This is a genomic window from Chelativorans xinjiangensis (assembly GCF_009812055.1).
Lineage (GTDB): Bacteria > Pseudomonadota > Alphaproteobacteria > Rhizobiales > Rhizobiaceae > Chelativorans > Chelativorans xinjiangense.
In genome coordinates this window covers 1-13,790 of the sequence record NZ_WQNH01000081.1, presented here as the reverse complement: position 1 = coordinate 13,790, position 13,790 = coordinate 1, and the positions used below count along the sequence as shown (strand labels likewise).

The following is a 13,790-nucleotide window of genomic DNA, read 5'->3' as shown; positions in this document are numbered from 1 at the left end:
TCCCTTATTCGCCCGTTCGGCGGAAAAAGTCATAAGACAAGCAATTCCAGGAAAAGTGGAAACCGGCTTTCCGTCCGGAATTGCGACAGAACAACGAGTTGGACCAGTTCATCGATTCCATGAAACGATGAACTGGTCTAACGCCCCTCCGGAGTGCCCCATGTTCCAGTCTTTCGACAGCACCGCCGATCCCTCTCAGGCTGGTCCGCGCCTGGAGCGCTTGCGCGCGTTGATGGCAAAGGCCGACCTCGACGGCCTGCTGGTGCCGCATAGCGACGAACATCAGGGCGAATACCTGCCGCCGGGCGCGGAGCGGCTGGCATGGCTGACCGGCTTCACCGGCTCGGCGGGCGCGGCCCTCATCCTGCGCGAAAAGGCTATCCTCTTCGTCGATGGCCGCTACACGCTGCAGGCCGGCGAGCAGACGGATCCCACGCTCTTCGACATCGAGAGCCTTGTCGACAACCCGCCGCGCGACTGGATGAAGGCGCACTTGTCGAAGGGTGCACGCATCGGCTTCGACCCCTGGCTGCACACGATCGGCGACATACGCGACCTGCGCAAGGCCCTGGAGAAGCCGGGCGCGGAGGCCGTGCCGCTCGAACGCAACCTCGTCGATGCCATCTGGGAGGACCAGCCCGCCCCGCCTGCCGAGCCGGTGCGCATCCATCCGCTCAGCTATGCCGGGGAAGCGGCCGCCGACAAGCTCTCCCGCCTGGCCGGCAAGCTCGCCGAGGACGGCGTCGACCACACGGTGCTCACCGACCCCTCCTCGCTTGCCTGGGCGTTCAACATCCGTGGCAGCGACGTTCCGCACACGCCGCTGGCGCTCGGTTTTGCCATCCTCTCGGCCAAGGACCGACCGCGCCTCTTCATGGACCCGAAGAAGCTCTCGAACGAAACGGAGACCTACCTGCGCGAACTGACGGAGCTCCACACGCCTTCGGAGCTGGGGACCGTGCTCGCCGAGCTAGCGCGAGAAGGCGCGAGGATCGGCCTCGACAATGCCCGCGCCGCCGAGAAGCTGCGCCTTCTGGTGGAGGAGAGCGACGGCGCAACCGTCTCCTTCGCCGATCCGACTGCCCTCCCCCGCGCCATGAAGAACGAGGCGGAGCTGAAGGGCGCGCGGGCAGCCCACTTGCGCGACGGCGCGGCCCTTGCCCTCTTCCTCGCCTGGCTCGACGCGCGGGAACCGGAGAGCCTGGACGAGATCGCCGTCGTCAAGCATCTGGAGGAATGCCGCCGCCGCGCCGGCAACGAAGCGCAGATGCCGCTGCGCGACATCTCCTTCGACACCATCTCCGGCGCCGGCCCCAACGGTGCCATCATCCACTACCGGGTGACGAGGAAGACCAACCGGAAGCTTGCCGCGGGCGAGCTTCTGCTGGTCGATTCCGGCGGTCAGTACGAGGACGGCACGACGGATGTCACGCGTACCGTCGCCCTCGGCCAGCCGACGGACGAGATGCGGAACCGCTTCACCCTGGTGCTCAAGGGCGTGATCGCCCTCTCCATGCTGCGCTTTCCCACCGGCACCCGCGGCGTGGACATCGATGCCTTTGCCCGGATTGCTCTCTGGAACGCCGGCCTCGACTATGGCCATGGCACGGGCCACGGCGTCGGCTCCTACCTTTCCGTGCATGAGGGCCCGCAGCGCATCGCCAAGACCGGCACGGAAAAGCTGCACACCGGCATGATCCTGTCCAACGAGCCCGGCTACTACCGCGCCGGGCACTACGGCATCCGTATCGAGAACCTCATCGTCGTCACCCCTCCTGAGCCTGTCGAAGGAGGCGAGGTGGACATGCACGGCTTCAAGACGCTGACGCTGGCACCCATCGACCGCCGGCTCATCGATCCGTCGCTTCTGACGGCGGAGGAGCGGAAGTGGCTGGACGCCTATCACGGGCGGGTCTTCGAGGAGGTCGGGCCGCTGGTCGACGGCGAGACGGCCGCCTGGCTGCGTGGAGCGACGGCGCCGTTGTAAGGCTGGGCCTAACTCTTTGTTTTGTCGCAATTCCGGACGGAAAACCGGTTTTCACTTTTCCTGGAATTGCTCTACCCAAGCAAATGCCGCAGGAGAATAAGCACTGCCGTGGCCGATAGAAACATCGGCATCATCCCGCCGCCCGCCAGCGAGATCAGCGCCCCTACTGCCAGCGCCGCGATCTCGGCCGGCCCACCCTCCATCGCGGCGGGGGCCACCAGTGTCGTCAGCACCGCCGCGGGCACGGCGTTCAGCCCCGCCTCCACGCGCGGATGGATGCGCTCGAAGCGCGAGAGCACCAGGTGCCCGCCGGCGCGCGTCAGGTAGGTCAGCACCGCACCGGCGACGATGATCCAGAAAATCGTGCTCATTCCGCTTCCTCCCGCACAGGTTTGCCGGGCGGCAGCAATGCCCCCAGAAAGACGCCGGCCAGCGCGCCGATCGACACATGCCAGGGAGAACCCACCGTCTTGTAGGCGATGATGGACGCCACCGCGCTCACGCCCACGACGGGCAGCCACATCGCCCGTTTGCGGAAGCCCATGACGAGGCCGAGGAAGTAGATCGGCAGCAGGAAATCGATCCCCAGTGCATGCGGATCGGGGATGAGGCGGCCGAAAAGGGCTCCCACCCACGCCTCGATGATCCAGACGGTATAAATCGGCAGGGCGAGCCCCATGTACCAGGCAAAGCCGATCCGCCGGCCGCTCTCCACCCGCTGCTCGGCTTCGGCGAATTGCGGGTCGACCAGGAAGAAGAAGCCGACGGTGCGCTGCAGCGGTGTCCAGTGGGAGAGCTGGCGGCCGATGGTAGCGGAATAGAGCACGTGGCGGAAATTGACGGCGAAGATGGACAGGACCACCAGCCACGGTGCGACTTTCGCGCCGAACAGCTCGAGGCCCACCATCTGGCTGGCGCCGGCATAGATGGTGGCGCTCATGAAGATCGCCTCGAAGGTGGAAAAACCGTTCTCCACCGCAAGCGTGCCGAACAAAAGGCCGAACGGCGCGGCGGCCACGACGACGGGCAGGCTCCTGCGCGCGCCGAGCATGAATTCGCTCCACTGGCGCGGCGCGGCGTAGCTGTCAACGGTCATTGGGAACCTCCTGGCCGAAGAGCATAGGTCAGGAAGGCTGACCAGTCATATCAATTTCATTGAGCCAACGATGAAGGTGGATGATGGGTCGAGCCGGTCTTGAGCCTGGACACCGGCAGGCCGCGCATGGGCGGCCTGCCGGCGCCATCCCATGGCCTCGGCTCACCGATATGGCGAGTTACAATATCTGCGCGGGCCGTGATAGGGCTGGAAGGTGTCCGTGCGCACATCGTAGGAGCGGTAACGCCGCAGGCACCATTCCACATGCGGGTCGCTGCCGTAGCGGTAGACGGGCACCCTTCGCGACTGGCTGAGCAGCCCGCCGAGGATTGCGCCCGCCGCAAGCCCACCGAGCAATGCGCCCACGTCGTTGTCCCGATCGCGCCGGTGGCGGCGGTATTTCCTGTAGCGACGATAGTCGCGCGCATAGTACCTGCCGCGGTGGTTTACTTCCTCGTACTGCCTACCGTTGTCGGGTGTTGCCAACGGCGCCGGATAGATCGGGGCGGATATGGCCGGCGCGGTGGGGACGCCTGCAACGGAAAACGCCATGACCGCCGCACACAGCGTTGCGACATGTCTTTTCATCTCGACCTCCTCGGTCGTTTCGACCGCTTTTCCTGCCCCTTCATGTAAAATTCTAAACCTCTCCGCCCACTCGCGCAAACCAGGCGTCCTCGTCGATCACCTCGACGCCGAGTTCCGCCGCCTTCTTCAGCTTCGATCCGGCACCCGGCCCGGCCACCACCAGGTCCGTCTTCTTCGACACCGAACCGGCCACCTTGGCGCCCAGCCGCTCGGCCATGTCCTTGGCCTCGTCGCGCGACATGCGCTCCAGCGCCCCGGTGAACACGATGGTCTTGCCGGCGACGGGTGAATCCATGACCGGCCGCTCCGCGTCCTCGACGTCCACCTGCGCGGCCAGCGCCTCCACCACCGCCCGGTTGTGCTCCTCGGCGAAATAGTTGGACACGGCATCGATCACCGCATCGCCGATATCCTCCAGCGCGTCCATCTCCTCGCGCGCGGCGACATCCCCCGCCGCCACGGCAAGGGCGGCATCGTGAAAATCCTGCCAGGAGCCATAGGCGCGCGCCAGCGTCACCGCCGTGCGCTCGCCCACGTGGCGGATGCCCAGCCCATAGATCATACGGTCGAGCGGAATGGTGCGCCGCGCCTCGATGGCCGCCAAGAGGTTGGCCGCCGAGACCTCGCCCCAACCCTCCTTGTCCTTGAGCTTCTTCAGGTTCTCCCCGGCCAGCGTGAAGATGTCGGCCGGGCTTTTGACGGACAGGTCCGGATCGTTGAAGAAGAACTCGATCTGCCGCTCGCCCAGCCCCTCGATATCGAAGGCGCGGCGCGAGACGAAGTGGCGCAGGTGCTCGATACGCTGGAACGGACAGGCGAACTCGCCCGAGCAGCGGCGCACCACGCCCTCCCCGCCACCGGCCGTGCCCTCGCGCACCACCGGCGTCTTCAATTCGCAGGGACAGACGGTCGGGAAGACGAACGTCTCAGCATCCTTCGGCCGCCGCTCCGGCACGTAGCCGAGGATCTGCGGAATGACGTCGCCCGCCCGCTGCACGGTCACCGTATCGCCGATCTTGATACCCAGCCGTTCGATCTCCTCGGCATTGTGCAAGGTGGCGTTGGTCACCACCACGCCGCCCACCGTCACCGGCTCGAGCCGTGCCACCGGCGTCAGCGCGCCGGTGCGGCCCACCTGGATGTCGATGCCGCGCAGGATGGTCGACGCCTTCTCGGCCGGGAACTTGTGGGCGATCGCCCAGCGCGGGCTGCGCGAGACGAAGCCCAGCCGCTGCTGCAGCGCAAGGTCGTCCACCTTGTAGACCACGCCGTCGATGTCGTAGCTCAAGGTGGCGCGCTGCTCTTCGATGGCCTTGTAGTGCGCCAGAAGCTCCGTGGCGGTCTCGCAATGGCGCATCAATTCGTTGGTGCGGAAGCCGTAGCTTTTCAGCGCTTCCACCATCCCCATCTGCGTCGGCGCCGGCATTTCGCTCACCTCGCCCCAGGCATAGGCGAAGAATTTCAGCGGCCGCGCGGCGGTCATCGCCGGGTCGAGCTGGCGCAGCGAGCCGGCCGCCGTGTTGCGCGGGTTCACATAGGTCTGCTTGCCCTCCGCTTCCTGGCGCGCGTTGAGCGCCCGGAAGTCGCGGTGCGTCATATAGACCTCGCCGCGCACCTCGATCACGTCCGGGTGGTCGCCGGAAAGCACGTTGGGGATATCGGCGACCGCGCGGGCATTGGCGGTCACGTTCTCGCCCTCCTGCCCGTCGCCGCGCGTGGCGGCCGAGACGAGCCGCCCTTTCTCGTAGCGCAGCGACAAGGACAGCCCGTCGATCTTCGGCTCCGCCGTCATGTCGATGGGCGTGTGCGGTTCGAGCTTCAGATAGCGCCGGATGCGCGCCACGAACTCCACCACGTCCTCGTCGGAAAAGGCGTTGTCGAGGGAAAGCATCGGCACCTTGTGGCGCACCTTCTCGAACTTCTCCGACACGGGCGCGCCAACCCGGCGCGAGGGCGAATCCTCGCGGACGAGATGCGGGAAAAACTGCTCGATGGCGAGGTTGCGCCGGCGCAGCGCGTCGTACTCGGCATCCGAGATCGCCGGCTGGTCCTCACCGTGATAGCGCCGGTCGTGCTCGGCGATCTCGCGTGCAAGGCGGGCGAGTTCTTCCTTGGCTTGGTCCTCCGTCATGTCTTCAACGGGGATCGTGGCTGTGGTCATGGGCGATGGTCCGGATTCGGTCGGACCGCCAACATATGGCTTTTCGGGCGTCTGTCTCAAGTCGGTCGATGCAGTGGGCCACGCTTCGCTCAGGTGTCATTTCCCCTCCACCGCCGCCTCGCCCTCCCACCTCCGCCCCTAGGGCTCCCACCTTCGCCCTCCGGGCTTTGGTGGGCAAGCCGGACGCGCTCCACCGTCGCCACGCCCGGCTTTTCACACCGTCTGGCCTCTCAGCTTGTCGAAATGCTCGACTTTCCGAACGCGCGCGGCCCGCGCCTCACGACGTATCGGGGCTCGCAAGCGCATACACGGCCAGCGAATGGGCGTGCGCCAGGATCTCATCCACCTCGCGCACGTTGCGGGGGCGGACAGCAAGCGGGTCGAAGCGGGACAGCCGGCCACCGGGCGGGCGGCCGCCGCGCAGCGGTGCGATGCGGCGCGTCAGCCCCAGATCGCGGCGCGCCTTCCAGCGGGCAAAGCGCATGGCCTGCCCCGGCAGGTCGTCGAGTGCTGCGGCCAGTGCCGCAAGCCGCCGGCCAAGACGCGTGGCGCTGACGGGATCGTCGCGCGATGGCGGCTGCGGCAGAGGCGACGGCTCGATGACGCCGGGAAACAGGATGCGCGGGATGGCCCCCGCGCGCCCATAGTGGCGGTGGCCCTGCATCGGGATATGCGGCAGGGGGTCGAACAGCGGCAGGCTCACGCTGCGCGGACGGGCGGGGGCGGCGGCGCGCCTGGCTTCCGCCTTCGCCCTGCGCGCGGCGGACAGCTCGGCGGGCGAGGCCATCACGGCGATGCCGAGGCTGCGCAGGAACGGCGCCGAGGTTGCTGGCTTCTGCCCCCGCTTGCGCGGGGGCGGCAGACAGACGGCCAGACCGCGCGCGGCGGCGATGATCAGCCGCCGCGCGGCGGCCTCAGTCGGGCGCAGCAGGCTGAGTATGGCGCGCCAGAGATGGCGGGGCAGTGTGCCTGGAGGCGCGCCCTCGGCTGGCACCTCGCCATCATGCCCCACGGCCAGCCCGGCCATGGCCACGAGCGACGCCACGATGCGCTTCAGCGCCACGCGATCCCGCTCGATTGCCACCCGTCCGTCCATCATCGCCGCCGCCTCCTTTCGTCCAGGCGGTTGGGATTATCGCACGGGTTGGGAGGGGCGTGAATGGAGATAGGAAAACATTCCTGACAGATACTGACAGGGGTGCGACACGCGCCGGGGCATTTCCCGCCGCTTCCGCCCCCCAAACGCGCGTCAATCCCGGAAGCCGGAGCGATAGCGGAGGCTTTCCGGGACGCGCGCATGGGTGGGGATTCCGCCGGTCTCCCTGCGACCATAGCAACCGCTGTCGGATGATTGGTTGACAGTAGTCGCCCCGCAGGCGCAACCGGAAGTGTTGTACGCTTAGGGATGTCGTCCGCCTAAAACTGCAGTGTTGGGCGGCCCCTACCAGGGGCCGCCGGAATGTCAGTGTTTTTTTGGGCGCACGGGACTGCCCTTGCCGGTCTCGGCGACCAGTTCGGCCGACATGCTGATGAAATAGTTGAACAGCCCAAAATCCTTGAAACCTCCCATCTCCGACGCAATCCGGATCGACTCGTGCAGATGCATCAAGACGAGATCTCGTTTTCTAGACGGCATAGCCTCACGCGCCTTCAACTCAATACATACAATCTGCGAACTCATACTCTCTGCCTCCGGTTCACGCGGCGCGTTGGTCGGATGTCTGGTCATGCCGCCCGAAGACCGGGCCGGTGAGACCGAGCTTCGCACGCATCTGCGCGATCACGGTTTCGGAGACCTCGAACACGCCGCAACAGACCGGGTACCGGCCATAACCGTCAGCCCGGCCAATCTCTTCCACCGCCAGGCCGGCGCTCGCATAGATCCGCTTGAGATAGGGCTCATAATTGGTGACGATGGTGTCTATCCCATGTGCGTAGGCGCATTCGGCCAGCGCCACGGACAACAGTCCTATCGCCCGCAATGGAGAGACATCCGGGTGATCGCGCGCCAGATTCTCATTGTGAACACACAATCGGGTCCCCTCCCAAATGCCAGGCGCCGACAGGTTTGCCGCGTCTGGGAAGGTATCCCGGAATGTGTCGTAGAGCAAAGTTGGGCCGGTGGTCGGCATCAGCCGGGTCGAAGCATAAAGTACGGTCGCGTCTTGATTACACCAAATCAGATACACCGGATTGAGTTCGTCATAGCGATCGCGTTCATAATCGCCCTGGACCGATACATTCCATTTGAGTTGGGCGTAGAAGGTTTTTTTCCGCAACCTGAACATCTCGTCCAGAACGGTGTTGTACTTACTGTATTCAGGGGCTTGAATTGCAGTAAACATTTTTCCCTCGACCGTTGTTGTTGGCGGGGGAATAATTGGGAAAAGGCCCGGTGGCCGATAGCACCCTAGCTGGTGCCCCTCATTTGGGGGGGTGGAATCAAGGCGTGATCAGCCGCATGCTAATTGCCTTTGCCACGGCTTGGGTCACGGTAGCGCAGTCGAGCTTGTAGCGAATCGTCTTGAGATAGCCCCTGACGGTGTGTTCCGAGATCATCAGGATCATGGCGATCGCGCCCGCGTCCTTGCCCTGTGCCGCCCAATGAAGACATTCGATCTCACGAGGGGTGAAATGTACCTTGCTCTCATACCCCGATTCCCGAAGCGCTTTTTTGTGCATCGCATGGGCGATTTCCGCCAGCTCGCCGGCGTGGATCCCGATGTAGCGCTTCCATTCGCTGGTGCTCCAGCAAGAATTGAGGGACAGAAGAGACCGCCGCATGTCCTTGTCGACGACGGGTATTGAATATCCGTTCCGCCCCAACCCGTGTGCTTCCGCGTCGGCCATCAGTACCAAGGCATTGCCCGCCACGTCCAAATCCGACCAGAAGAAGGGCAATTGATGCGTTAGTCCAGCCGCAACGACGGGGTCTACCTCCACATAGCCTTTCAGCAGATACCGCGCCCACCATTCGGGCGGATATGTACTTCTGACAAATGGTGAATCAATCAAACCTATGATCGTATTGGCCAGATGAAACGTAACATGATCCACGGCGTAGACGTCCCGAAGGTGCGCCACCGCCGCCTCGACCGATGGTGCTTGTACGACGGCATCGAACGCCTGTCGATGCCGATCACTGGTGTCTTTCATTGTTTGGGTCCCCACCCAAAATATTTGCTTAAAAAGCATTGACCTAAATCGGGACAAAAACAAGCATATTAGCCTAAGCCCTGAACACCTGACATAACCTGAAGAGCAACGATGCCGCGCCGATTTTCAGAATTTGATGTTTCACTCTTCGATTTGGATGCGCTGGAGCGCTCCGATCAGCTGGCGGGCGCATGCGAGGCGCTGACGGCGGCAATGGGTGATCTGGCCGGGTCGGAGGCCCTGACCCGTGCGCTCGTCCACGATCGCCTGGAGCAGAAGTGCCGGGCCATGTTCTGGATCGATGTTTATCTCCGGCTTTTAGGCAAGCCGGGGCGGCAGGCGCACCAGCGAAGCTAGGGTCTGGCCGTGCGTTTGGTCGGAGGGACGCGGAAACGGAGTTTGTCTCCGCTAACCTAGCCACGGCTCCTCGGTTGGCGATTCGCTTACTCCGCTGCCGCCGCGTTCTCCCGCAACAGCCGTTCGGCCGCCGCGCGAGCCTCCTCGGTCACCGTGGCGCCGGCGAGCATGCGGGCGATCTCTTCCTGGCGGGAGGCGGCGTCCATGACGGCGACGCCGGTGGTCACGCGGTCGTGGCCGCCGGACTTGGCGATCAGGTAGTGGGTATGGGCGCGGGCGGCGACCTGCGGGGCGTGGGTGACGGAGAGCACCTGGATGCGGCTTGCAAGCCGCGCCAGGCGCTGGCCGATGGCGTCGGCCACCGCGCCGCCGACACCTGTATCGATTTCGTCGAAGACCAGGGTGGGTGCGGACCCTCGATCGGCGAGCGCCACCTTGAGGGCGAGCAGGAAGCGGGACAATTCGCCGCCCGACGCCACCTTCATGATCGGGCCGGGCCGCGTGCCGGGATTGGTCTCGACCCAGAACTCCACCCGGTCGATGCCCTCCTCCATGCGGTCGTCGGGCTCGCTGTCGATGTTGACGATGAAGCGCGCCCGCTCGAGCTTCAGCGCCGGCAATTCGGCCATCACCGCCTCGACCAGGGCCTCGGCCGTATGGCGACGCTCCTGCGAAAGCAGCTTCGCCTCGCCGTCATAGGCGTCGCGGCGCGCCCGCGCTTCCTTTTCCAGGAGCCCCAGCCGCTCCTCGCCGGCGTCGAGGTCGGCAAGGTCGGCGTCCATGCGGTCGCGCAGGGCCGCGAGGTCGTCGACCGTGACGTTGTGCTTGCGCGCCGCAGCACGCAGGGCGAAGAGCCGCTCCTCCGCCTGCTCGAGGCGCTGGGGGTCGAACTCGGCGGCGCGCATGGCCTCGTCGACGGCGCCTTGCGCGGCGTCGAGCGACAAAAGCGCCTCGTCGAGCGACGTGATGATCTCTTCAAGCAGCCCCGGCGCTTCCTGCGCCTTGCGCTGCAGCCGCCGCAGGAGGCTGGCAAGGGCGGGCAGCGGCGAGGCGTTGCCCGAAAGCACTTCCTGCGCATCGGCGATGTCGGAAGCGGTCTTCTCAGCGCGCATCATCTGCGCGCGCTCGTCGGCCAGTGCCGTCTCCTCGTCCGGCTGCGGGTCGAGCTTTGAAAGCTCCTCCACCGACGCGCGCAGGAAATCGGCCTCGCGCGCGGCCGCCTCCACCTTCGCCCGGTGGCGGGAAAACGCCTGCTCGGCCTCGCGCCAGGCGCGCCATGCCGCCCGCACGGCCTTGGCGCGGAACCCGAGCCCGCCGAAGGCGTCGAGCAGGTCGCGGTGCGCGGCCGTGTCGACCAGCGCGCGCTCGTCGTGCTGGCCATGGATTTCCACCAGCGCATGGCCGAGCCGGCGCATCAAGGCGACGCTGGTCGGCTGGTCGTTGATGAAGACGCGGGTGCGCCCGTCGGCCGTCTGCACGCGGCGCAGGACGATATCGCCCTCCTCGTCGACCGCGTTCTCGCGCAGCAATTCGCGCGCCGGGTGCGCGGCCGGCAGGTCGAAGACCGCCGTCACCTGCCCCTGGGCCGCCCCATGGCGCACCAGCGACGCATCACCCCTGGCGCCGAGCGCCAGGGAGAGCGAATCGAGCAGGATGGATTTTCCCGCGCCCGTCTCGCCCGTCAGCACCGACAGCCCGGCGGAAAAGTCGATGTCGAGCCGTTCGATCAGGACGATATCGCGGATCGAAAGGTGCGACAGCATCGATTTGCGCGATCAGCTTCCCGTGATGAGGGATGCGGCCCTGGAGATCCAGGAGCCGGTGTTCTCGCGCGGCTCAAGGCCACCCGATTGCAGCAGCGCGTATGAATCCTTGTACCAATCGCTCTCGGGGTAGTTGTGCCCCAGCACCGCCGCCGCCGTCTGCGCTTCCGAGGCCACGCCCATGGCGTAATAGGCTTCGGTGAGGCGGGCCAGCGCCTCCTCCACGTGACGGGTGTCGCCGTAGTTTTCCACAACGCCGCGGAAGCGCCGGATGGCGGCGATATACTCGCGCCGCTCCAGATAATAGCGGCCGATCTGCATTTCCTTGCCGGCGAGCTGATCGTTGGCGAAGCGGATCTTTTCCCGGGCATCCGCCACATATTCCGAATCGGGCCAGCGCTGCACCACCTGCTCCATGGCTTCGATGGTCAGGCGCGCGTCCCTCTGGTCCTGCGTCACTTCGCGGATCTGCCGGAAGTGGCTGAGCCCCGTCAGATATTGCGCGTAGGCGGCGTCCTCGCTCGTGGGATAGAGCGTGACGTAGCGCTTGCCGTTGTTGATGGCCTCGGGGTATTGCCCCTGCCTGTAGTTGGCGAAGGTGCTCATCAGAAGCGCTTTGCGTGCGTATTCCGAATAGGGATGCTGCCGATCGACCGCCTCGAACTTGGCGATCGCCTCTTTCATGCGCCCGGCGTTCAGGTTGGCAAGGCCCTGATTGTAGAGCGCGTCGGCCGGCTCCGTCTGCTCGACATAGGTCGACAGATCGAGGTCCTTTTCCGCATTGCAGGCGGTCAAAAGAAGCGGTGTAACCGCTACGGCGATCACCAGTGAAGAGAACCGAGGCCGGCGATCGGTGCTGGCAGCGCGTCTAAGGAACATTCGCGGGTCGCCCCTCCGGCGTTTTTCTGAACAGAAATAATGCACGCACTCTTAATGCAAAAACGGCGCGCGCGGCAACGCTATCGAGGTGCAATGGCACTTTTTTGTGGCAAGGGAGGACAGAAAGGCCCTTGTCCCCCGTCTTCTCGGCCTGAGGGCGCCGGCCGTGACGAGCAACCGGGAAAGAAGGGATCAGAGCATCCAGGGCGCGTAGACCGGCGCGTTGACGGCGATCATCTCGGCGCCGCGGCCGCGCTCGCGCCGTGCCGTCTCGACGATCTCGAAGGCCGAACGGTCGGTCAAGAGATGCCGGAGCGCGGTCGCGTTGAGGCGGTGGCCGCCGCGGTAGGAGCGGAAGCAGCCGATGAAGCGCGCGCCGGCCAGCGCCAGATCGCCCACGGCGTCCAGCGTCTTGTGGCGGACGAACTCGTCCTTGTAGCGCAGGCCTTCCATATTGATGACCCGATGGTCCTCGCCGATGACGACCGAGTTCTCCAGCGAGGAGCCGAGCGCGAAGCCGGCCGCCCACAGCCGCTCGACATCCTTGATGAACCCGAAGGTGCGGGCGCGGGCGACCTCGCGCGCGAAAACCTCGGCGTTGAGGTCGACGGCCAGCGACTGGCGGCCGATAGCCGGGCTGTCGAAGTCGATCTCGATCTCGAAGCGGGTGCCGTCATGGGGCCGGAACTCGGCCCAGGAGCTGCCGATGTCGATGCGGACCGGCTTGACGATGCGGATATAGCGCCGCTTCTTGGCCAGCGTCTCGATGCCGGCCTGCTGGAACGCCTCGACGAAGGCGCTGGCGCTGCCGTCCATGATCGGCACTTCGCCGCCGTCGATCTCGATGGCGACGTTGTCGATGCCCATGGCCGACAGCGCGGCCATCAGGTGCTCGACGGTGGCCACATGGTCGCCCGCCGGATCGCCGAGGCCGGTGCAAAGGTCCGTCTCGCCGACCTCGGCCGCCAGCGCGCGGATCACGCGGCCCGAGGCCTCTTCGTCGACGCGTTGGAAAACGATGCCCGTGTCGGGCTCTGCCGGGCTGAAGTGGACGGTTACAGCTTTTCCGCTATGGACGCCGATTCCGGACAGGCTAAAACGCGACTTAAGCGTGGTTTGGTATTCGAGCAACTCAATCCCCATTGTCCCGCCCCCAACCACACGCACGCTTGTTTCGCGCGCGCGGTCCTTTCAACGAAGCAGGACTAGCCCCAATAACGCCCTTGGCTCCGCAACTGTTCGCGGCGGAAGATAATGTTCCGGTTGGGCAACGCCAAATCACGCTTTCTTACCCTATGTTACGGTATAGTTGTATTGCATTTGACTTTTAATCCTTTGTTTTAAAATCGTTTTTTCTATGAACGCGGACGGGCGCCGCAGCGCCCGCCCTTACCGTTCGTTAACACCTGTGGCCGACTCAGTTCGCCTGCCTTCTGAGGAAGGCGGGGATTTCCAGCTGGTCGTCTTCCTGCGCTGCGCGCGGCTGCTGCTGCGCCACACGGCCGTGCTCGTCGAGCTGTCCGCGGCGCGGCGCGTAGAGCTGGCTCTCGCTGCCCGCGCGGCGCGGCTCCGGCTGGCGCAGCCGCGGCTCCGGCGGCTGGGCCGCAGGCTCTTCCTCCTCGCGGCGGGAAAGGCCATGGGTGAGCCGCCTGAGCAAGCCTACCGGCCCGCGCTCCTCCTGCTCCTCGGGGGCGGGATGGCGGCCTGCCTCGAGCTCGGCCTGCACCACCGGCGGGAAATCCTCCACGCGCGGCATGCGCGGCTGGGCCGGCGCCGGCTGAGCGGCCGCCTCAACGGGCGCGG

General features: G+C 65.6%; 13 protein-coding genes and 1 pseudogene. 2 read left to right on the top strand and 12 right to left on the bottom strand.

What is annotated here, in order from left to right:
* Positions 1-160 precede the first annotated feature (160 nt).
* Entirely contained in the window at positions 161-1,987 is a 1,827-nt protein-coding gene (locus GM910_RS25840) for an aminopeptidase P family protein (RefSeq protein WP_159593596.1), read from the top strand.
* Between the two features lie 71 nt (positions 1,988-2,058).
* Here the strand turns inward: GM910_RS25840 and GM910_RS25835 are convergent, their stop codons facing one another.
* The 8 genes from GM910_RS25835 to GM910_RS25800 form a co-directional block, all read right to left on the bottom strand.
* A complete protein-coding gene (locus tag GM910_RS25835; protein ID WP_159593594.1) occupies positions 2,059-2,358 on the bottom strand; it encodes an AzlD family protein in 300 nt (99 codons plus the stop codon).
* A complete protein-coding gene (locus tag GM910_RS25830; protein ID WP_159593592.1) occupies positions 2,355-3,083 on the bottom strand; it encodes an AzlC family ABC transporter permease in 729 nt (242 codons plus the stop codon). Before GM910_RS25830 ends, GM910_RS25835 begins: the two co-directional genes overlap by 4 nt.
* A 162-nt stretch (positions 3,084-3,245) precedes the next feature.
* Complete coding sequence (locus GM910_RS25825) at positions 3,246-3,671, bottom strand: BA14K family protein (protein ID WP_159593590.1); 426 nt, start codon at positions 3,669-3,671, stop codon at positions 3,246-3,248.
* Between the two features lie 52 nt (positions 3,672-3,723).
* The gene (gene ligA, locus GM910_RS25820) at positions 3,724-5,832 is read right to left on the bottom strand and encodes an NAD-dependent DNA ligase LigA (protein WP_159593588.1); all 2,109 of its coding nucleotides are present in this window, start codon (positions 5,830-5,832) and stop codon (positions 3,724-3,726) included.
* Between the two features lie 277 nt (positions 5,833-6,109).
* On the bottom strand, positions 6,110-6,931 hold the full coding sequence (locus GM910_RS25815) for a hypothetical protein (protein WP_159593586.1): 822 nt from the start codon (positions 6,929-6,931) through the stop codon (positions 6,110-6,112).
* 363 nt (positions 6,932-7,294) lie between these two features.
* Positions 7,295-7,513: a hypothetical protein gene (locus GM910_RS25810; RefSeq protein ID WP_159593584.1), complete on the bottom strand. Its 219-nt coding sequence runs from the start codon at positions 7,511-7,513 to the stop codon at positions 7,295-7,297.
* Positions 7,514-7,529: 16 nt separating this feature from the next.
* Complete coding sequence (locus tag GM910_RS25805) at positions 7,530-8,177, bottom strand: acyl-homoserine-lactone synthase (RefSeq protein WP_159593582.1); 648 nt, start codon at positions 8,175-8,177, stop codon at positions 7,530-7,532.
* Positions 8,178-8,274: 97 nt separating this feature from the next.
* Positions 8,275-8,988, bottom strand: a complete 714-nt coding sequence (locus GM910_RS25800) for a helix-turn-helix transcriptional regulator (RefSeq protein ID WP_159593580.1) — start codon at positions 8,986-8,988, stop codon at positions 8,275-8,277.
* A gap of 111 nt (positions 8,989-9,099) precedes the next feature.
* Here GM910_RS25800 and GM910_RS25795 point away from each other — a divergent pair, with 111 nt between their 5' ends.
* Positions 9,100-9,345, top strand: a complete 246-nt coding sequence (locus tag GM910_RS25795; RefSeq protein ID WP_159593578.1) for a hypothetical protein — start codon at positions 9,100-9,102, stop codon at positions 9,343-9,345.
* Positions 9,346-9,431: 86 nt separating this feature from the next.
* On the opposite strand, the gene recN is transcribed toward GM910_RS25795, so the two are convergent.
* From recN to GM910_RS25775, 4 genes and pseudogenes are all read right to left on the bottom strand, one after another.
* Complete coding sequence (recN, locus tag GM910_RS25790; RefSeq protein ID WP_159593576.1) at positions 9,432-11,108, bottom strand: DNA repair protein RecN; 1,677 nt, start codon at positions 11,106-11,108, stop codon at positions 9,432-9,434.
* Between the two features lie 12 nt (positions 11,109-11,120).
* Positions 11,121-11,987 carry an outer membrane protein assembly factor BamD gene (locus tag GM910_RS25785; protein ID WP_159593574.1) on the bottom strand — a complete coding sequence of 289 codons (867 nt, stop codon included), beginning with the start codon at positions 11,985-11,987 and terminating at the stop codon, positions 11,121-11,123.
* Positions 11,988-12,179: 192 nt separating this feature from the next.
* Positions 12,180-13,130 carry a UDP-3-O-acyl-N-acetylglucosamine deacetylase gene (gene lpxC, locus GM910_RS25780; RefSeq protein ID WP_159593572.1) on the bottom strand — a complete coding sequence of 317 codons (951 nt, stop codon included), beginning with the start codon at positions 13,128-13,130 and terminating at the stop codon, positions 12,180-12,182.
* A 274-nt stretch (positions 13,131-13,404) separates the two neighbouring features.
* Positions 13,405-13,790 (bottom strand): annotated as a pseudogene (locus GM910_RS25775) (cell division protein FtsZ); the annotation flags it as partial.